This is a genomic window from Bacillus solitudinis (assembly GCF_002797395.1).
Lineage (GTDB): Bacteria > Bacillota > Bacilli > Bacillales > Bacillaceae_D > Halalkalibacter_A > Halalkalibacter_A solitudinis.
In genome coordinates, this window is the sequence record NZ_KZ454943.1 from 3,468,766 (window position 1) to 3,488,487 (window position 19,722).

The window sequence follows — 19,722 nt, forward strand, 5'->3', positions numbered from 1 at the left end:
CAATTTTGGACAAGATAAAAAGGAGAGTTTAACTTTATGGTTACAGCCGAGTGGGTGGAGGAGAACGCTATAAATGGGTTGAAAAACCTTTATTGTGAGGAATTAATGGAGATTATTAATCACAAACAGATAGAGTCGTTTTATCAACCAATTGTATGTTTAAAAACAGCATTAATTCACGGATATGAAGGATTGTCTCGTACAAATAAAGAGAGTTATTTTTCTAATCCTCTCCAGCTATTTACATTTGCAGAAAAATCAGGTCAGCTTTATACACTTGAAAAAGTAACAAGAGAACTAGTTATAGAAAGAAGTACACCATGGGTCCTAGAAAACCAAAAGCTTTTTATTAATATTAATTCACATGTCATCTATGACCCAGAGTTTACACCAGGGTATACAAGTCAACTCCTAAAAAAATTTAAGTTAAAGCCAAGTGATATTGTGTTTGAAATTACGGAAAGAAGTGCGATTCAAGATTTTAAAGCATTTAAAGAGGTACTTACACATTATCGTAAGCAAGGGTATAAGGTGGCCATTGATGATGCAGGCGCTGGTTATTCTTCCCTTCAAGCTATTACTGAAATTGAACCGGATTACATAAAGATTGATCGGTCCTTAATTTCGGATATTGATAAGATTTCATCAAAAGAGGCGATTGTTCAAGCCTTTATTACGTTTGCTAAACAAGTAAATAGTAAAATAATTGCTGAGGGTATTGAGTCAAAGGAAGAACTTAGTGTCTTAATTGGACTTGGAGTAGACTATGCTCAAGGCTTTTTTTTGGGACGACCTCATTTCCCGGGGAAGGGAGTTGAGTACCAAGCAAAGCAGGCAATTACTAAACTAAATCCTAAGGAAGGTATTGGAGGAACGTTAAAGGTCTTTTTTGACCAAACGACACGTAAAGATATTGAGGATTATTTTAACCTATACCCACAAGCAGAACGAGTCGCAATGATTGAACGCGGACGATTGATTGGGTTGATTAAGAAGCGTCGACTGTTCCAATCTAATATTCCCTTGTATGGAAAAGTATTAGCAAAAGGATTTAGAGAAGAAGTACTCCAAAAAATTGGATAATAAGACAGGAAGAGCGTACTTGTTCAACCTACCTTCTAAATTCACACTCACTTGCAAAAAAAAGACCGACATCATGTCGGCCTTTTTTTAGTTATTACTATTCGAACTTTAAAGCATCCCCATCAAAAGACTCCTCGGAAATCTTAATGGAATCAGTTGGACAGCCTTCTTGTGCATCAATCATATCTTCCTCTAAGTCCTCAGGTATTGCTGTTGTCCCTTGGTTATCATCAAGTATAACAAAAGCGATGCCTTCATCGTCATAATCATAAATATCTGGAGCAGCGGCGCCGCAAGCTCCGCATGCAATACATGTGTCTTTATCGACAATGGTGTATTTTGCCATGGTTAACCCTCCGTTTTCTCTGTTTCAATTTCTCCAATCACTATAAAAGAGGAAATACAAGTGTCTTTAAAAGTATAACCTCGTTTCCTTGATCTATTGTAAAGCGGGAAGCTAATTTTTTCAACAATTTTCAACTAATCCTTCTAGAGTTTTCCGAAAATAAAATCAATAAAAGTTATAGGCGTGGTTTATTCAAATAGGACAGAGGCTTCTTTTTTGGGATAGCTCAGACCGAAATTTACTTAGAAACTTGTCCTTGTGTAGAACCATTGCCCATTTAAAGCCCTTTTTGCACACGCTCATATAGAGATTTGGTACAATGAGAAAAAGAATGAAGTAGAGAGTGTGATGTTAATGAAAGTGGATGAAGTGTTGATGCTAGTCATATGTAATTCTTTTGGGCAAGAGCGATCCGTGTACGGGGCTTATCATTTGTTGAAAGGGAAAAAGTCAGCTCAAACGATTCAGGATGGTCATTTCTTCGCGGCTCTCCCATACTTTGGTTTATTAAAACATTTAAAGAGAGAAGAAATAAATGACATTATCCATTCATTTGAAGAACGTGGTATGGCTAAGCGTTTAGCAGATGACCGAATTGAAATAACCGAAAAAGGACGGAAGAGGATTGAGGAATATTTTGAGCAACGCACCTATTTGATGTATCTCCAGGGTTGGTCTTATGATTATTTGGCTAAAATTTTTTGGCAGCGATTCACATTATATATCCAAACTTTAACGCATGTGCATGAACAATCATTTCAATTCTATCCGGTTAGTCACAATAAATCGATTCAGCGGTGGGTGAAGCAAACACTTCCATCGACAAAAGGTGAGAGAGCTGAGCAACTTGTTGAATTGTATAAGGAATGTGAAACATTTTTATTAACGTGTTATAAAGAACAGGCACAAAGCTTTGTTCTTCAGTTAAGTGGAGTAACCCAAATTGGTCATACGCTTTTGCAAGTGGCACGAATTCTTAACCGACCATTTGATGAAGTTCGTATTATGCATATTGCGTGCATTCATCAGCTTTTAGCAACTGTTACGGAAGAAGAGGACAAATTCCCAAGACTTTCAATGTTTACGAAGGATTTAACTAAAGCGGCGACGCTTACTGAATCAACAAAAGCGACATTGGATTATTTGAAAAGGGGACTCACAGTTGATCAAATTGCAGCTAAACGAAAACTAAAAAAAGCAACAATTGAAGATCATATTGTCGAGCTTGCATTAGAAGAGGAGAAATTCTCTATTGATCATTATGTGGGTTTGAACGAACAAGAAGAAATTTTACAGGCTGCAGAACAATTAAATACTCACAAACTTCGGGAAATAAAACTACTTGTGAATGAACAAATCAGCTATTTTATGATTCGTTTAACATTAGCAAAAAGGAGGCTTTAATGTGGTTCTTGAGAAAGCCTTGAAAACATGGTTTGGTTACTCCACGTTTCGCCCGGGACAAAAAGAAATTATCAAAGAAGTTTTAACTGGTCGTGATGTTTTGGCTGTACTCCCAACTGGAACAGGAAAATCAATTTGTTATCAGCTGCCTGCTCTAATTAGTAAGGGGTTAACGCTAGTTGTCTCTCCATTACTTTCATTAATGGAAGACCAAGTTCAGGAATTGAAAAGTACGGGTATTAAATCTGTTGCAGCGATAAATAGCTTTACCGAAAAACGTGAACGTGATGAAGTAATGAGCCGACTACAGGAATATAATCTAATTTATACCTCTCCTGAGATGCTACAATCCCCCTACTTTCAGCAGAAGTTAAAAAAATGCTCTGTGTCGTTATTTGTTATTGATGAAGCTCACTGTCTTTCCCAATGGGGCCATGATTTTCGAACAGATTATTTACGCTTGGCTGAAGTAAGACAAGCTTTGGACTCCCCTCCATGTTTGGCCATTACTGCAACGGCAACCGAAGAAGTTCAACACGATATCCTGCGCATAATGAACATGAAGGCTCGAACATTTCTATATTCTGTTGACCGCTCAAACCTATGTTTGTCTGTTGAGTCATTTGAAAACCTACATGACAAACTAAAACGTTTAAAATCCTTAATCAAAACCTTAAAAGGAAATGGAATGGTCTACTTTTCTAGTCGAGCTTGGACAGAAAGTACAGCTCTTATGCTTCAAAATGAAGGAATTGAAGGAGTTAGTTACTATCACGGGGGGATGACTACTGAGGACCGGTTACTAATTCAGCAACAATTTATGAGTGGACAATTACAACTTATTTGTTGTACCAGTGCGTTTGGAATGGGAATTAACAAAAAAGATATTCGCTATGTCATTCATTTTCATTACCCGCTTCAACTTGAAAGTTATGTACAGGAGATTGGCAGAGCGGGAAGAGATGGAGAAAATAGTTTGGCCGTCCTTCTATATTGCAAAGAGGACCAAAAGTTAGCTAAAGCTTTAAGCACTGGTGAACTACTGAGCGATGAGCAAATTCGCGTGTTGTTAACAGAGCTCTCTACAAGCGACTACTTATCGATAGAGAAGGAACGACATCTAAGCGAATTGACTGGTTGTTCAGAAAATGCATGGCAAACACTTCGTTATCAATTAGAAAGCCGGGGCGTTCTACAATCAAATAAAATTAGGCCCTTTTCCCTTGAATCTTTAAGTAAGGATGTAAAATATGAGCAAGATTTAAGGGCGTTGGATAGACAAAAGAAACTCTATACCTTTGAAGCTTGGATTCACTCAGCGACATGTAAGCGTGAAAAACTATTAGCTTATTTTTCAGAAGAGCTTAAATCGAAACCAGTTGCCTGTTGTCATGTTTGTGGTTTTAATATTCAGAAGTATCAAGACGATCTCCCTGCTCAAACGAAAGATATTCGTTCGTGGGAGGAAATGCTGGCAACAATTTTCCTTCAATATGAAAGGAATGAAACATGAAGAAACAAGATGTTTTAGCAAACATGTCAAAGCGAATTTTATATTTAAATGTGTATGGATCTCAAGCTCTGATGCTTGTCATTGCACTAATAGCCGGACTATTCCTTTTTGATGAATGGGCAGAGTTTTCTAAGTTGTGGAATTGGAATGACGTAAATATCCTCTTGTTTGGAGGAACGCTTGCGCTTATAGTTGTCAGTATCGATATGGTATTAGCTAAATGGGTCCCTGCTCGCATGTTAGAAGATGGAGGTATAAATAAGAAAATATTCGGCTCGATTTCAATTCCCCATTTAGTTCTCCTTTGTATAGTGGTCTCAGTCTGTGAAGAGATACTATTTCGTGCCGTGCTTCAAAGTGCATTTGGCCTTGTTATAGCGAGTTCATTCTTTGCATTCATTCATTTTCGATATATGAAAAAGCCAGTCCTTTTTTTATCTGTTGTAATGGTTAGCTTTTTTTTAGGAATTCTTTTTGAATGGACAGGAAATATAGTTGTAACGATTGTCGCACATTTTCTCATTGACTTTTTATTAGGACTTGATTTAAAAAAGAAGTCCAAACGAGTACGCTTTGAACTTTAGCTTTTGTCCGCATATGCCGATATTAAGAGTGGAGGTGTGGAGGATGGCAGGTGAATCACAGGACCAAGCAAGGAGCCTTCGAAAACAAATGAAACAATTTAAGAAAGAAGAGAGTATTAAAAAGGTATCGCTTCCGCCTAGAGGCGAATATCATAGAAATCGCCGTTCAAAACGCATGAAAGTTAAAATTACTTTTCCGGTAATTCGACTACTTCTAATGTTGTTTCTTTTGTTAGTTATTTTGGCGGTGACCTCACCATCGTGGCTTAATTAATTCGTTCTATTCTACCCCTTGTCTACATAGAGTGAACATGTGGGGAGGTGTGTGTAATGGGAGCAATCAAGCCTTGGAAACTCAATAAAGTCACAGGTATTGTCGAAGTGATGTTAGAAGAGCTTGTAGTAAGAAAAGAAAAGTTAGCTAAATTTGAACGAGCAAAAATGATATGGTCACTTGCAGTAATGTTCTGTTTAGCTGTTTTTTTGTTTTTTGGTTATGATACTTTATCGAAATCCGAATATGCTTTTGGAACAAATCTATTATCTTCATTATTGGCAAATGCTCATTTGCTACTCCTGGTGTTGATATTATCTGTAGGACTTACACAAGTTCGTCACTTTGAAAAGAAATCTAAAAAAGCAGAAAAAGAATTTGAAGGTTTGCGAGAAGAATTAATGGAGCGTTCTTCGGAGCTTTGGAATGAAGATTATGAGTGGCGTGACAGACAAGACGTCTATGATTATATGAAAAAAGAGTTTGATATTAATTTATTTTATAAGTGAAAAGACACCTCGCAAACGGGAAAACCGTGAATGAGGTGTCTTATTTTATAATGTTGCGCTATAAGATTATGCGGAGAGAAAGGGATGGCCGAAAAAAAGGTAGGAGCTCCGACAATATCGCTGTCCATTAATGATTATAAAGGATTCACAATACGTCTCAATTTGACCAAAAGCAACTGTTTCATAACGTTTAGAACAATAAACCTCAATGGGTAATCCGATTTGTTGATTAAAGGATAAATCTTGATTGGTTGTGAGTGTTTTATCGGTTAATTTCGTTAGGAACATAGTTGTCACTCCTTTAATATAATCGTTCATTCTATATTTGAAAGCGTTTACGATTGGTATATATTTTCATTCTAACTTCTTTTTGCTGAATTTTCAATTATTTAGTAGGAGTATCTTACGTAGGATTTCTCGTTTTGATACACCAAGTATGTACAAATACAGTACTTAAAATAGTTTATGTAAGATTCTAAAAAAGGTGACAAATACGAATTAATGTTATTAAAGTTCGGATAATTGTCGCTTTAATTGCTCCGTATTAAGGTCTTGTCCAATAAAAACGAGTAACGGTTCATGCTTTCCAGTTATTGGACAGTAGTCAGGTATACCAAAGGAAACTTGTATTTCTGTTAAGGCTTCTTGGTCATCAAACGGGACATAGCCTTTAATTCGGTAAATAGTGGAGCGTATAGATTCTAGCCAATGATTAAAAGCGGTACGATTTATAGGACGCTTGAAATGGTAAACGAACGTATGAATATGGAAATCATTCTTTGCATGAGCAGATTGACGATGTATTTGCACCTCATGTTTTTTATTAAATGATAACTCGTTCTCTAATCTTCCAAAAGCTGCTTGGATAATTGGACTAGTAGAATTCATTTTTGAAATGTATCCGTTGACGAAGTCTTTTTCGTTATTTGTTAGTTCATCCTGCTTATTCACCACATTGACGTGAGCGAATTGTATTTGTGCTTGAAGAAGTTTCCTTAGTTTAATTGCTTTTGGTTGTTGTGCAGCCACTCGCTTACTATCAACAACGTTTACGATAATCGGTGCTTCGGCTAAGGCGGCAATGTCAGGACTCATACAAGCGTCAACAACATCTAAGGGATAGCTAGTCCAGATGCTTCAATAAATATTACGTCAAAAAATCGTTCTTGAAGAAGTGCTAGTAATGTCGGTGCAACCAGTCCTTGAACGGAACAACACATACAGCCATTTAAAATGTCTCTTTTCGGTATATGAGAGGGTAGTTGTTCACTATCAAAATTAAGAGAACCCGCCTCATTCATAAGAACAGCGATCTGTTCCGTTTTTTTAAGGGAATCACTAATTAGTGTTTTTAGTAAGGATGTTTTTCCACTTCCAAGAAACCCTGAAAGGAGAAAAAGCTTTGTTTTTTTCACAACATCACCTCAAATTTAACTCGATTGATTTATGAGAATTTTAATAGAAAAAGTCAATGTTAGCAAGTTAGACGTCGCTTTGGATGTTCTACATTTTGTCACAATTTATAAGGTTGCCTTATTAGTACCTATGATACTATGGCAATAGTAAAAACATACTTTGTGAGCAAGGAGTGTGGACGATGACGTTAGTACAACTTTCTGCAATTTTAGGATTTGGATTTATGGCAATGGTATTAGCTGTTACTATGGCTATTGGATTAATGAAAATCTCTGAGGCTTCAGAATAAATATTTTAACGGCTGGTTTCCAAATTGGATACCAGCTGTTTTACTTTTAAGCTGTTCGAAAGTTTCATGTCTTAATTACACTACAAAGATTGAAACCTGTTTCTCCGAATGTAGGAGAGGAGAGGTGGACAGTCGCCGCCCTAGATAGGTTAAAAGGAAAAACTCTTTTTTACAGACTCTAATAAGTTAGTAAAATAGAAGGCAATGGATCCGCCGGCTGCGCGCCCTACTATGAGAAAAGCACTCATAGTAGGGCTTTAAAAGAGGCAGCGGCTTCGCTCATCGCTTAAAACACATGTAAAAAAAGGGAAAACAACCTTTTTTTACATGTGTTTTAAAAAACTATATTTTCTTTTTATTCATAGAAAGGTAAAATAGAAATAAAGACTTGGGGGATAGGTAATGATTGCAACGGTTTATAAACGATTAGAAGAGTGTTTTAGTGAAATGGTCGATCTTAGGCGATATTTGCACCAAGAACCAGAATTATCGTTTCTAGAAGAAAAAACCCCTGCCATGATAGCAGATTACTTAGAAAAACTTGGAGTCGAGGTAAAGCGAGGTGTTGGTGGAAGAGGGGTCGTTGGTTATATTAAGGGTGGCAAACCAGGAAAAACAGTCGCGCTCCGTGCAGACTTTGATGCTCTTCCCATCCAAGAAGAAACGGGCTTACCCTTCTCTTCAAATGTTCCAGGAGTCATGCATGCGTGTGGTCATGATGGTCATACAGCCTCATTGCTTGTAGTCGCAAAAGTGTTGATGGAGCATCGGGAGGAGTTGTCCGGAACGATCGTTCTTATTCATCAATTTGCGGAAGAGTTGGCACCTGGTGGAGCGATTGAGATGATAAATGATGGGTGCCTCGATGGGGTAGATGCCATCTTTGGAACGCATCTTTGGTCAATGCTGCCACTTGGTGATATTGGATACAATCCAGGACCAATTATGGCTGCAGCCGATCGTTTTGAAATTAAAGTTATTGGTCGAGGAGGACATGGCGCATCACCTCATGAAACCGTCGATGCAATTGCGGTGGCCTCTAGCCTTGTACAAAGCTTACAGCAAATCGTGAGTCGACAAGTGAATCCTTTAAAATCTGCCGTTGTTAGTGTTGGGTCTTTTCATGCAGGGGGAGCATTTAATGTTATTGCTGATACTGCCACATTGATTGGTACTGTTCGCAGCTTTGACCCAGAAATTCAAGATCTCGTCATTAAAAAAATGGAGCAAATAACAAAGGGCATATGTGATGCAATGGGCGCAAGCTTCACATTGAATTATGAGAAAGGCTACCCGGCTGTTGTCAATCACCCTTTAGAAACGGGAGAATTCGCTTCTTTTGCGCAAGGAGTTCACCCAGGTACAAGGGTGTATGAAATGGAACCGATCATGGGTGGAGAGGATTTTGCTTATTACTTAGAGCGTGTACCGGGAACATTTTTCTTCACTGGAGCTGGAAACATCGATGCGGGGATTGTTTACCCTCATCATCATCCCAAATTCAATTTTGATGAACGAGCCATGCTAATTTCAGCAAAATTATTAGTAGGTGTGGCGGTTCAGTATTTATCACAGCGAGAACAATAGCCGAGAAATGACTCGGCTATTTTTGGATCATTTTAAGTGAAACCTTTCTGTAAGATAGGTCGTTTCACAGTCAGATAGATAAGAACCTGACGCATCGTGCAGGAAGGTGTACACCAATATCGGGGGTAGCTACGATGGAAGAAAAGTTAATTTTGCGCGCAAAAAAAGGAGACGATGCTGCTTTTGGGCAGTTAATAGAAATGCATTTAAAAACGGTTGAAAAGTTTGCATTTCAGCTTGGTGTTAATCATGCAAATGTAGAAGACGTCACACAAGAGGTATTTATTAAAGTGTATCGTTTTTTAAATCGGCATGACCGAGGGAAATTTACCACTTGGTTGTATTCGATTACTTTAAATGTGGTTCGTGATATGTATCGCCATGAACAACGGCAAAAAAGAAAAACATCAGAACTAAAAAAGCAAATTCCAGAAAAAATGTTCATCGAGCATGGCTTTGACGAGGAGACCCGTGCACTACATGAGCATATTCAAACGTTAGATGATAAATATAAAATCCCAATTATCCTACACTATTTTCATGACCAAAGCTATCAAGAAATTGCCGAAGTGCTCGGTATCACAGAAGGCGCAATTAAAACAAGAATGCTGCGAGCAAAGCAACAGTTAAAAACGCAGTATGAAAGAGTGGGTGAGCAGCTATGAGCAATAATATAGATGAGATAATGGGAAGGTTAAAAAAACAGTACGACGATTTCCCTACAACCTCTTCTGCTGATAATATTATGAGTAAAATAAAAAAAGAAGAGAAGCCAAAGCGCATGGTCTTTTTTCGTCGACATTGGCAAGCGGTAGCAATGATCATTGCTGCAATTGGAATTGGTTCCGTGTTGACCCTTAACCAATTGGGCCAGCAAGGTGCTAATGACACTAGCACCAGTTTGAGCATGGAAGCTGGAGAAGCTGACAGGAAGACCATGATGGTTGAACCTAATGAAGAGCAAGACCAATTAAGCGATGATACGGCTACGGTAAGGGAAGAAAGCGAAGCAGACAACCATTCGGCTACGGTAAATAAGGAAAGTGAAACAGTAAAGGAATTTTACAACCCGTCCGACTCAGAAATCTCTGTCTCTGAAGCTGAACAGGCAGAAACCAAAACAGTCCTATTTTCACAAGAAGGCATAGAAGAAGAAATAACCGTCAAGCGAGTAAGCGATGAATATTTAGGATTTTCTACGTATATCGATGACCGGTTTGAAACCGAGGTAGTTGAAAAGGGAGAAGCCTATGTGTTTCAAATTTTTGCGAACTTTGGTCAAGGGAAAATAGACCATCCTTTACTCTCTATCACCTTCACAGAGTCGAATGGAATTGAATCGGTTGAAGATGTGGCTGATTTAGTTAGAGGCATGTATGAAGACTATGTTGAAACAGAGGAACGTGTCTTCACAAACCATAGTCATTTAGGGTTCATGAAGGAAATGACGTTCACCCAAGGAGGAGACGAATACACCTATGTTGGAATCGTTGAACGAGAAGGTCGTTATGTAGTAATGACGTTCAAAGTAAGCGGCGAGACCAGGGAAGCATTTTACAACCATCTTGAGAACATTATTCTACCTGAATTCGACTGGACACAATCATAACTAGATGGAATAAACTGTCTCAAAGATGTCTTAGAAGATTTCCCTTCTAAGACATTTTTTTATAGTCGGCAACTTGTTTGACGACTCGGACAATCTAATAGCCATGTACATGAAAACTCTTCTTTCGTCATAGGATGTATTAAAAAACAAAGGAGATGCTATGTGTATTCCTATTACGTATATGGTAAAACCCTTCTGTTAATAGCAGCGTACGGGGGGACGGTCGTTGCAATAAATATCCTGCCCCCATTGCCTGAATGGACGTTATCTGGAATCATTGCTGAGTTTATCTTTTCTCCATTTAAATTATTAACAGCTTGTCTTGGATTTATGATAGGCTTTCTTGCGTACTCGCTTTTTATCCAAGACGCTCTTCGTTTTGTTTATTCCATTAAACGAAATAAAACGGTCGTCCTATTTCTAGTACTGGCGTGCTCATCTTGGTTTGACTTATTTCTGAAAAGCTGGTTGATAGCGCTTGTCGCTCTAAGTTTAGCATTCGTTTATGGTATAATGGATGTCGATTTAAGAAAAAGGGATAAGTAAGAGAGATTGGAGTTATAAATGTGAAACTTTTATTATTGGGATTGAGCGGACTAAGCATATTGTTAATCATCTATATGTGGATTGAAGCCCATCGAAATCGAGTCCGAGAGCATTCAATATCCTTAGAATCATTACCCCCATCATTTGAAGGTTTCCGAATCTTCTTTATCTCTGATATCCACCGGAGGGTCATATCACCACAGTTACTAGGGAAAGTTAAATGTGATTTGGTTGTGATCGGAGGAGACCTACTTGAACGTGGGGTCCGTATTGAACAAGTTGAAGAAAACTTGAAGAATTTACGGTTAATCGCACCAACGTATTTTATTTGGGGAAATAACGACCGAGAAATTAGCAGTAGCAAACTTAAAGTCTGTTTGGAGAAAAATGGAATAACAGAATTAAAAAATAATCTCATAGTACAAGAGCGTTCCTCACAAACGTTATCTTTTGTAGGAGTGGATGAAGAAGGGTATAGAAATCAGCATTTACCTCTCTTAGAAGCTACAAAACAATATGACTGTTCTATATTACTTTGCCATTTCCCTGAAATCGTTACGTCTCTCCCTTTGGAACATCCTTTTTCACTATGTCTTAGCGGTCATACCCATGGAGGACAAATTCGCTTATTTGGCTGGGGTCTAGCTGAAAGAGGCGGATTGAAATTCAAAAAAGGAATGATGCACTTGATTAGTAATGGGTACGGGACAACGGGTGTTCCTCTTAGATTATGTGCTCCCGCAGAAACTCATGTCATCACTCTCCGCAGAACGTAAGAGATTTTACACCTTTTGCGTCCTTCGTTATACTTAAATAGGAATTTATAGTGAAAATGAGCAGTGACCTTAGTAGGGGGAAGAAGAATATGGTTTCACAAGAAGGGAAATATAATATTAAAGCAATTTCAACCATGTTAGGGATACAAGCTGGTACATTGCGTGCTTGGGAGAGACGTTATCAAATTATTGAACCTATCCGAAACACGGCTGGTCATCGTTTGTATTCTGAGGAGCATGTTTTTATTCTTAGGTGGTTAATTGATAAAGTAAATAAAGGTTTTACAATTGGACAAGCGGTAGGTCTGTATGAAAAGGGTAACATTACTCTCCATACATCAGAAAGGTCACAGAATGAAGATTTTTCGATTCAACTATCTGAGGATATTCTAAAGGCGTTACTTTCATTTAATGAAAATGAAGCAAATCAGTTGTTGAATCAGGCTTTCAGTTTGTTTAGTATTGATAAAGTAACTGTGGATATATTAGGAACCTTGCTTGTGAAAGTTGGGTATATGTGGGAAGAACATGAAATTTCTACAGCTCACGAGCACTTTGTCACATCGTTTTTAAGAACAAAAATCGGTTCAGTTTTTCACGGTCTACCCATTGATGGATTTTTGCCTAAGGTTGTCGCAGTTTGTGGACCAAATGAAACACATGAGCTTGGCTTATTAATCTATACGCTTTTTTTACGCCGTAAAGGTTTTGAAGTTATTTATCTAGGAGCAGGAATACCAAATGGGGATGTAGAACTTGTTTTACGAGAAGTTGAGGCGAAATTATTTTTTACATCTTGTACAATGGAAGCTAATTTAGAGGCAACGTTACAGCTTATTCATGATTTGGCGAAGACGTTCCCTTCTTTGAAAATTGGGGTAGGTGGCTTTGCTGTTGATAAAATGCCACATGAAAAGAAAGAGGTCTATCAATCTTACCTTGTGGGTCAGTCTAAAAGTGAGTGGGAACAATGGATAGTTGAACATTTTCGTTCATAAAAGCGCATGTAACGCTCTATGTTTACGAACCTTCTTATGACTCCTCACATAAAGTAAAGTAAGAATCGTTTTTTGACGGAACGAGCTGACACATTGCTCGTCAAAAGGGAGGGTCATCGATGCGTCTTGAACGTTTGGCCATGGATAAATTTAAAGTGTTTTTAACGTTTGATGATATGAAAGAACGTGGGATTACAAAAGAAGATTTGTGGCAAGATGTACCAAAGGTTCATGATTTGTTTCGAGATATGATGCTCGAGGCCGATGATGAATTAGGATTTAAAGTAGATGGGCCAATTGCAGTTGAAGTATTTGCAATGCCCGCTCAAGGTATGGTGTTTATCGTAACCAAAGGACTTCCTGACGATTCATTTGATGAAGATGGGTTTGAAGAAGGTTATATTGAAATGCAAGTAACCTTGGATGAAATCGATGAAGTCTTCTATGAATTTAAAGAGTTTGAAGATGTAATTGGATTAGCATCGAGACTTTATCCATTCGGTGTTGTTGGAGGAACATTGTATTCCTTTGAACAGGCCTATTATTTGAAATTTGAGGACTATGATTTAGAAGGAATTGAGGAAGAAGCCTTCATCGCATTGTTATCGGAATTCGGTTCACCATCGACTATTACAATATACCGTGTAGAGGAATATGGAAAAAGCTTAATGGAGCTTGAAGCTGTCTATCGGCTATACCATACATTTATTGCAAAATAGCTGATGAACTGTTCATCAGCTTTTTTGATGTTTATGGTATAATATTTTAGACTAGTTCCATTTATTGCATAGGCGAATATACTAGTAATACATACTGCATTGTAGGAGTGAACCAGCTATGAAAATTGCCGTATTATACGGAGGAGTCTCTGCAGAGAGAGAAGTATCTCTTTCCTCAGGTAAGGGTATTATTGCTGCTTTGAAAAAAAAGGGGCATGAAGTTATAGGAATTGACTTTCAGCCGCAACAACTTAATGAAATTTTAACACTTGATGTAGATTTGGTTTATATTGGGCTTCATGGACGTTTTGGTGAAGACGGCAAGGTGCAGGCATTGCTCGACATGCTTGAAATCCCTTATGTTGGATCAGGTGTTCAAGGTTCTGCTTTGGCAATGGATAAAGCCAGATCAAAGCTGTTTTTCGCGCGAGAAGGTACACGTGTTGCGAAAGAACAAGTTCTTTATAAGCATCAATATTCGCGTGAAACTTTTGAGACGACGATTTCGTTTCCGGTTGTCGTAAAGCCCAATCAAGAGGGCTCCACCATTGGAATAACAATTGCTGAAGAGGAAGAAACGTTATTGAACGGAATTGATGAAGCCTTTCGCTATGACGAAACGGTTCTCCTTGAAGAATTCATTTCTGGAAAAGAAGTCACAGTTGCGGTGATGGGGAACCGTGGGTCTGAAAAAGCTTTACCTGTTGTTGAGATAGTTCCAAAAAGTAAATATTATGACTATGAAGCAAAATATGCAGCAGGTGGAAGTGAGCATTTTGTTCCGGCAAGATTAACGGATGAACAGACTAATTATGTTCAAAAACATGCGGTGCTAGCACATCAAGCATTAGGCTGTAATATTTATTCTCGTGTCGATTTTATTGTTCCAGAGGATGATGGGGATCCGGTAATACTTGAGGTTAATACTCTTCCTGGAATGACACCAACAAGCTTGTATCCGGATGCAGCAAGAGAAATTGGGATGTCTTATGAAGATATGATAGAAGAACTTCTTAAGTTGTCTTTAAATAAATAATCAAAAAGGAGGTTGTGTCATAAGGGCGGTTTTAATCTTATGACACAACCTCTTTACAATGTAGCGAACGGAGCCATTGCTACTCTCTTCGATAGCTGCGTTATCATGGTTGTAACACTTACTAGAACTTACTAGGAGTACTTATTTTCTTCAGTTTTTAGATTCTGCTATACTAAATATAAAACTACATACTAGTGCTTTTTCAAACAGCATGTAATAGAGGTGAACAGATTGAAACAGGAAGATATCATTATTATAGGGGGAGGCCCTTGCGGATTAGCAGCAGCAATTGCTTGCATGGATAAAGGTTATCATCCTTTGGTCATTGAAAAGGACCAGGTCGTTAGTGCGATTTACCGCTACCCCACACATCAAACATTTTTTAGTACGAGTGAGAAATTAGAAATAGGCGATGTTGCGTTTATGACGGAGGAAAGAAAACCAAGACGAAATCAAGCTCTTGTGTATTACCGTGATGTTGTAAAACGGAAAAAAATAAGGGTGCACGCATACGAGAAAGTATCTTCGGTTCAGCCGGATGGAAAAGATAAATTTATTGTTAAAACAGAGAAGGAGACCTACGTTTCGGACTATATTATTATCGCGACAGGCTATTATGATTCTCCAAATATGATGAATGTTCCTGGAGAGGACCAGCCACATGTCTATCATTACTTTAAAGAGGCTCATCCCTTTTTTGATAGGGATGTTGTGGTTATCGGTGGGAAAAACTCAGCAATTGATGCAGCTCTCGAGCTTGAAAAAGCAGGAGCAAGAGTGACGGTTTTATATCGCGGTCATGAATATTCCTCAAGTATTAAGCCATGGATATTGCCTGAGTTTGAATCACTTGTTAACCATGGGAAAATAAAGATGGAGTTCGACTCTACTGTAAAAGAAATACACGAAGAAGAACTTACTTACATCCAAGAAGACGTAGAGTGCTCTGTACGGGCGCAAGCAGTATTTGCCATGACGGGGTATCATCCTGATCACTCTTTTTTACGGAAAATAGGAGTTGATGTTGATGCCGAAACTGGGCGTCCGCAATTTAATGAAGAAACAATGGAAACGAATGTAAAAGGATTATTTATTGCTGGAGTCATTGCTGCTGGAAATAATGCAAATGAAATTTTCATTGAAAATGGACGATTTCATGGAGAATTAATCGCCTCAGAAATTTCAAATCGATAAATAAGCCAGGGGAAAAGTTTAAGAGTAGACTTTTTCCTTTTCTTTTGTCCAGCTTTCTGATAGTTATTTTCTTATCCTGTTAAGTCCAGCCCTTTTTAGTTGTCGTAAAGAGAAAAATAGATTAATATAATTATTTATTAAATATAAAGATATAAAAGATTGGATTGATTTGCATGGAGGATTCGATACAACAGCAAAAACAAATAACATTTTTGAAAGGGCTAACATTTCTACATCTTGGAGGAAAGGCTGTATTTCTCCCATTTCTGCCACTTTTTTTGTATGCTAAGGGGTTTAGTGCAGTTGAAATAGGAACAATTATGGGTGTCGCTCCTCTTATTAGTATTATTGCACAGCCGATTGTAGGCTTCATTAGTGATAAATATAAGACGATTAAAGGAATTTTGTTACTTCTTTACGTAGGTGTTATTGCCGTGAGTTTTGGTGTGTTTTTCGCAGGGAGCTTTTGGATTGTATTTCTTTCGTTCATGTTAATGCACTTTGCCCTCTCTCCATGCACACCCTTAATTGATAGCATGAGTTTGAAAAGTTTGGGAGATAAAAAACACGAGTATGGAAAAATAAGATTATGGGGTTCTGTCGGTTTTTTCCTAATTGCAGTTATTTCAGGACCAATTTTAGAAAAAATAGGAATTGAACAGCTGTATCTTCCATTTATCGTGACCACTTTACTGACAATGGTTGCTTTACTATTTTTAAAGGATCAAGAGAGTCCTAATAAACCGGTAAACCTTAAAACGGCAGGTGCATTATTTAAAAATCGTATTTTTATGACGTTTTTGTTGCTTTGTTTAATAGTCATTATTCCTCATCGAGTGAATGACACGATGATTGTTCTCCATTTAGAGGGACTCGGTGGAACAACCTTTCTTATCGGATTAGCGTGGGGGATTGCTGCGCTTAGTGAGGTACCAGTCTTTTATTATTTAAGCAAGAAAATCAAGGATTCCAATGAGTTACTTCTTTTAGCTTTAGTAGCTATTATTTATACTGTACGCTGGGGCCTTTATGGCGTGATTAGTTCACCTTATCTCATTACATTCTTACAAGTGTTGCAAGGTGTAACCTTTGGTCTCTTTTGGCTAATTGCAATGCAAATGGCTGTCAAAACCGTTCCGGAACATTTACGAAGTACGGGTCAAGCACTTCTAGCCTCCGTTTGTTTTGGGATTGGTGGAGCGATAGGTGGTACAGGCGGTGGGTATATTCTTGGCCAATTCGGGTCTCAAGTTTTGTATTTACTTATGTCTCTTATGACACTTATTGCAGCGGTGTCAATCTTCATGTTTTACCGGTTTATTCAAAAGCGAACGAAGATTGGTGAAAGTAAAGAAAAGAGTCATTCTTTACAGTAATTGTTTTCTCTTTTTTTAGGTCTTGGGTCCTTTTCATTGTTCTTATTACGGGCATACCAGAGTACGATAATTACCTAAAAAGGTGAGAGGCTTGAAAGAGACTCGATTGTGGAATATAATGGGCTTACTGTTTGTTGGGTTGTAAAACAAGTTTATTTCTTAAGATCCTTTGCTATTTTAAAAGTGACCGTAAATGTTTTAAAGAGAAAGGTAGGGACAGCTTTGTTTGCGATATTAACCGCGGCAATCGCTCCAGGAATGGCGCTGTTGTCCTATTTTTATTTACGTCATCAGTATGAAGCAGGGACAAGTGCACTTGTTTTACGTACCTTTATCATTGGAATGCTGCTAGTATTTCCAGTTATGGTCCTGCAATATGCGTTTACCGTTGAAGGCTATTTTCAGCACGATATCATTAAAGCTTTTATTTTATATGGCTTTTTTGAAGAATTTTTTAAATGGTTTTTTCTTTTCTTTTTTGCTTTTCAACATGGACGATTTAAAAAGCATTATGACGGTATTATCTATGGTGTATCAATATCATTAGGGTTTGCGACGATGGAAAATGTCTTTTATTTATTTGCACATGGTGTTGAAAATGCCTTAGGTAGAGCTTTATTACCTGTATCAAGTCATGCTCTTTTTGGAGTGATTATGGGTTATTACCTTGGTCGCGCGAAAAGTGAAAAGGAAAAAGCATTAAGTTTTCTATTATTTTCACTGAGCATCTCTGTTATTTTTCATGGTTTGTATGATTTCATTTTATTAACTTTAAACATGTATTTTTTATTTGGGATGGTACCGTTTATGTTTCTGCTTTGGTGGGTAGCATTAAAGAAAGTAAAGCTTGCTCATCAATTTGATGGTTTTAAAAAGACTTCCTAGGGGAGGGGAGAGAAATGACTGATTCACGTTATCGTATCGTAATTCGTTGCACAGAGTGTGGTGAAAAGTATATTTTACGTGGTAGACAAAATGAAAATGGTGAGTATGAGACTGGGTTTAAACAATGTGTTTGTGGAAATGTTCACCAGCTTCATATTGATGCAACACCTGAATCATAAAAATATACTTGCAAATCACCTTGAAATGTTGTAATTTTAGGTCAATGCAAAAAAAACAGATTAACTATATATTTATTCTTATCAAGAGAGACGGAGGGAATGGCCCGACGAAGTCTCAGCAACCAGCCAATAAGTGGTCAGGTGCTAAATCCATCAAGTCCTGTTAGACTTGGAAGATAAGAAGAAGCTGATGATAAAACAAACACCTTCTTCTTACCTTGAAGAAGGTGTTTTTTATGAATGAAGATTGTTGAAGTAATGGAGGGTATGATATGAATAGAGACAAATTAGAAACGATTTTAGTACAAATTGGAAACAGAATTGATGAGCGTGCAGGTGCGATAAGTTCACCAATATATTTATCAACGGCATATCGCCACGCAGGAATAGGCGAATCCACTGGCTATGATTATGCTAGAACAGGTAATCCGACTAGAGAGGTTGTTGAACAGGCAATTGCCACATTAGAGGAAGGAGACCGTGGGTTTGCTTGTAGCTCCGGGATGGCAGCGATTCAAACTGTGTTATCGTTGTTTGAGCAAGGAGATGAAATTCTTGCTTCACAAGACTTATATGGGGGTACATACAGGTTGTTTGAAAAGGGTTGGAATCGTTGGGGGTTGTCCTTTGCCTATGCAGACCCTAGAAATTTAGAAGCATTTGAAGCGGCGATTAATAATAAAACCAAAGCACTTTTCATTGAAACGCCTACAAATCCATTAATGCAAGAAGCATCAATACCAGATCTTGCAAAAATAGCTGAGAAACACAATCTATTATTAATCGTTGATAATACATTTTACACGCCACTTCTTCAGCAACCAATTGTTGACGGAGCACATATTGTTATTCATAGTGCTTCAAAGTACTTAGGTGGTCACAATGACGTTATTGCAGGATTGGTCGTGGGTAAAGGGCATGACCTTTGTGAACAACTTGCCTATTACCATAATGGAATTGGCGGGACGTTATCAGCTTTTGATTCTTGGCTATTAATTCGCGGAATGAAGACATTAGCTTTACGAATGGAAAAGCATGAAGAAAACGCGAAGAAACTTGTTGCCTTTTTAGAAGAGCATGACGGGGTAACGGATGTTCTTTATCCTGGTCGTGGCGGTATGATGTCATTTCGAGTACAGTCAGAATCTTGGGTCAATCCATTTTTAAAACAGCTTAAGCTAGTTTCATTCGCAGAAAGCTTAGGGGGGGTTGAAAGTTTAATGACATACCCGACCACGCAAACCCATATGGATATTCCTGAAGAAATACGTCTTGCAAATGGTGTGTGTAATCGCTTATTACGATTCTCAGTTGGAATTGAGCGCGCTGAAGACTTAATAGCAGATCTTGATCAAGCATTTCGACACGTAAAGGAACTAGATCAATAGAGTCAACAAAA

General features: G+C 38.0%; 22 protein-coding genes, 1 pseudogene and 1 riboswitch. Of the genes and pseudogenes, 19 read left to right on the forward strand and 4 right to left on the reverse strand.

Going from position 1 to position 19,722, the window contains the following annotated elements; genetic code table 11:
- Nucleotides 1–36: 36 nt before the first annotated feature.
- Nucleotides 37–1,083 (forward strand): EAL domain-containing protein, encoded by a 1,047-nt coding sequence (locus tag CEF19_RS17055; protein ID WP_100407167.1) that lies wholly within the window; start codon nucleotides 37–39, stop codon nucleotides 1,081–1,083.
- A gap of 97 nt (nucleotides 1,084–1,180) precedes the next feature.
- Here CEF19_RS17055 and CEF19_RS17060 read toward each other — a convergent pair whose 3' ends face one another.
- Entirely contained in the window at nucleotides 1,181–1,429 is a 249-nt protein-coding gene (locus tag CEF19_RS17060; protein WP_100407168.1) for a ferredoxin, read from the reverse strand.
- Between the two features lie 348 nt (nucleotides 1,430–1,777).
- Between CEF19_RS17060 and CEF19_RS17065 the strand changes: the two genes are divergently transcribed.
- From CEF19_RS17065 to CEF19_RS17085, 5 genes are read left to right on the forward strand one after another with little or no spacing between them, the layout of a single operon-like run.
- Nucleotides 1,778–2,833: a YpbB family protein gene (locus CEF19_RS17065; protein ID WP_100407169.1), complete on the forward strand. Its 1,056-nt coding sequence runs from the start codon at nucleotides 1,778–1,780 to the stop codon at nucleotides 2,831–2,833.
- Nucleotide 2,834: 1 nt separating this feature from the next.
- On the forward strand, nucleotides 2,835–4,346 hold the full coding sequence (locus tag CEF19_RS17070) for a RecQ family ATP-dependent DNA helicase (protein ID WP_100407170.1): 1,512 nt from the start codon (nucleotides 2,835–2,837) through the stop codon (nucleotides 4,344–4,346).
- Nucleotides 4,343–4,930 carry a CPBP family intramembrane glutamic endopeptidase gene (locus CEF19_RS17075; RefSeq protein WP_100407171.1) on the forward strand — a complete coding sequence of 196 codons (588 nt, stop codon included), beginning with the start codon at nucleotides 4,343–4,345 and terminating at the stop codon, nucleotides 4,928–4,930. The genes CEF19_RS17070 and CEF19_RS17075 overlap by 4 nt, the downstream gene beginning before the upstream one ends.
- 43 nt (nucleotides 4,931–4,973) lie before the next feature.
- A complete protein-coding gene (locus CEF19_RS17080) occupies nucleotides 4,974–5,204 on the forward strand; it encodes a hypothetical protein (protein WP_100407172.1) in 231 nt (76 codons plus the stop codon).
- Between the two features lie 56 nt (nucleotides 5,205–5,260).
- Nucleotides 5,261–5,713, forward strand: coding sequence for a DUF2663 family protein (locus tag CEF19_RS17085; RefSeq protein ID WP_100407173.1), 453 nt, complete (start codon nucleotides 5,261–5,263; stop codon nucleotides 5,711–5,713).
- A 66-nt stretch (nucleotides 5,714–5,779) separates the two neighbouring features.
- Here CEF19_RS17085 and CEF19_RS17090 read toward each other — a convergent pair whose 3' ends face one another.
- From CEF19_RS17090 to CEF19_RS24325, 3 genes and pseudogenes are all read right to left on the reverse strand, one after another.
- A complete protein-coding gene (locus CEF19_RS17090) occupies nucleotides 5,780–6,001 on the reverse strand; it encodes a hypothetical protein (RefSeq protein WP_100407174.1) in 222 nt (73 codons plus the stop codon).
- 219 nt (nucleotides 6,002–6,220) lie between these two features.
- Nucleotides 6,221–6,601, reverse strand: coding sequence for a CobW C-terminal domain-containing protein (locus CEF19_RS24320; protein ID WP_227522108.1), 381 nt, complete (start codon nucleotides 6,599–6,601; stop codon nucleotides 6,221–6,223).
- A gap of 36 nt (nucleotides 6,602–6,637) precedes the next feature.
- Nucleotides 6,638–7,128: pseudogene (locus CEF19_RS24325) on the reverse strand (GTP-binding protein); the annotation flags it as partial.
- Nucleotides 7,129–7,820: 692 nt separating this feature from the next.
- On the opposite strand from CEF19_RS24325, the gene CEF19_RS17105 reads away from it, so the two are divergent.
- The 13 genes from CEF19_RS17105 to CEF19_RS17160 all read left to right on the forward strand — a co-directional run bounded on the left by CEF19_RS17105 (nucleotide 7,821) and on the right by CEF19_RS17160 (nucleotide 19,711).
- The gene (locus CEF19_RS17105; protein WP_100407177.1) at nucleotides 7,821–9,005 is read left to right on the forward strand and encodes a M20 family metallopeptidase; all 1,185 of its coding nucleotides are present in this window, start codon (nucleotides 7,821–7,823) and stop codon (nucleotides 9,003–9,005) included.
- 134 nt (nucleotides 9,006–9,139) lie between these two features.
- Nucleotides 9,140–9,670 carry an RNA polymerase sigma factor gene (locus tag CEF19_RS17110; protein WP_100407178.1) on the forward strand — a complete coding sequence of 177 codons (531 nt, stop codon included), beginning with the start codon at nucleotides 9,140–9,142 and terminating at the stop codon, nucleotides 9,668–9,670.
- A complete protein-coding gene (locus tag CEF19_RS17115) occupies nucleotides 9,667–10,614 on the forward strand; it encodes a hypothetical protein (RefSeq protein WP_100407179.1) in 948 nt (315 codons plus the stop codon). The genes CEF19_RS17110 and CEF19_RS17115 overlap by 4 nt, the downstream gene beginning before the upstream one ends.
- Before the next feature lie 162 nt (nucleotides 10,615–10,776).
- Entirely contained in the window at nucleotides 10,777–11,160 is a 384-nt protein-coding gene (locus CEF19_RS17120) for a hypothetical protein (protein ID WP_100407180.1), read from the forward strand.
- Between the two features lie 20 nt (nucleotides 11,161–11,180).
- A complete protein-coding gene (locus tag CEF19_RS17125; RefSeq protein WP_227522018.1) occupies nucleotides 11,181–11,936 on the forward strand; it encodes a metallophosphoesterase in 756 nt (251 codons plus the stop codon).
- Nucleotides 11,937–12,025: 89 nt separating this feature from the next.
- Nucleotides 12,026–12,934, forward strand: coding sequence for a MerR family transcriptional regulator (locus CEF19_RS17130; RefSeq protein WP_100407181.1), 909 nt, complete (start codon nucleotides 12,026–12,028; stop codon nucleotides 12,932–12,934).
- A 119-nt stretch (nucleotides 12,935–13,053) separates the two neighbouring features.
- Entirely contained in the window at nucleotides 13,054–13,653 is a 600-nt protein-coding gene (locus tag CEF19_RS17135) for a genetic competence negative regulator (protein ID WP_100407182.1), read from the forward strand.
- Between the two features lie 118 nt (nucleotides 13,654–13,771).
- Nucleotides 13,772–14,689, forward strand: a complete 918-nt coding sequence (locus CEF19_RS17140) for a D-alanine--D-alanine ligase family protein (protein ID WP_100407183.1) — start codon at nucleotides 13,772–13,774, stop codon at nucleotides 14,687–14,689.
- 231 nt (nucleotides 14,690–14,920) lie between these two features.
- Nucleotides 14,921–15,883, forward strand: a complete 963-nt coding sequence (locus CEF19_RS17145; protein ID WP_100407184.1) for a YpdA family putative bacillithiol disulfide reductase — start codon at nucleotides 14,921–14,923, stop codon at nucleotides 15,881–15,883.
- 173 nt (nucleotides 15,884–16,056) lie between these two features.
- Nucleotides 16,057–17,259 (forward strand): MFS transporter, encoded by a 1,203-nt coding sequence (locus CEF19_RS17150; RefSeq protein WP_227522019.1) that lies wholly within the window; start codon nucleotides 16,057–16,059, stop codon nucleotides 17,257–17,259.
- 222 nt (nucleotides 17,260–17,481) lie between these two features.
- Complete coding sequence (gene prsW, locus CEF19_RS17155; protein ID WP_100408356.1) at nucleotides 17,482–18,144, forward strand: glutamic-type intramembrane protease PrsW; 663 nt, start codon at nucleotides 17,482–17,484, stop codon at nucleotides 18,142–18,144.
- Between the two features lie 14 nt (nucleotides 18,145–18,158).
- Nucleotides 18,159–18,323 carry a hypothetical protein gene (locus CEF19_RS23575; protein WP_198510309.1) on the forward strand — a complete coding sequence of 55 codons (165 nt, stop codon included), beginning with the start codon at nucleotides 18,159–18,161 and terminating at the stop codon, nucleotides 18,321–18,323.
- Nucleotides 18,324–18,398: 75 nt separating this feature from the next.
- Nucleotides 18,399–18,506, forward strand: a riboswitch (SAM riboswitch).
- An 89-nt stretch (nucleotides 18,507–18,595) separates the two neighbouring features.
- The gene (locus tag CEF19_RS17160) at nucleotides 18,596–19,711 is read left to right on the forward strand and encodes a methionine biosynthesis PLP-dependent protein (protein ID WP_100407185.1); all 1,116 of its coding nucleotides are present in this window, start codon (nucleotides 18,596–18,598) and stop codon (nucleotides 19,709–19,711) included.
- Nucleotides 19,712–19,722: the final 11 nt, after the last annotated feature.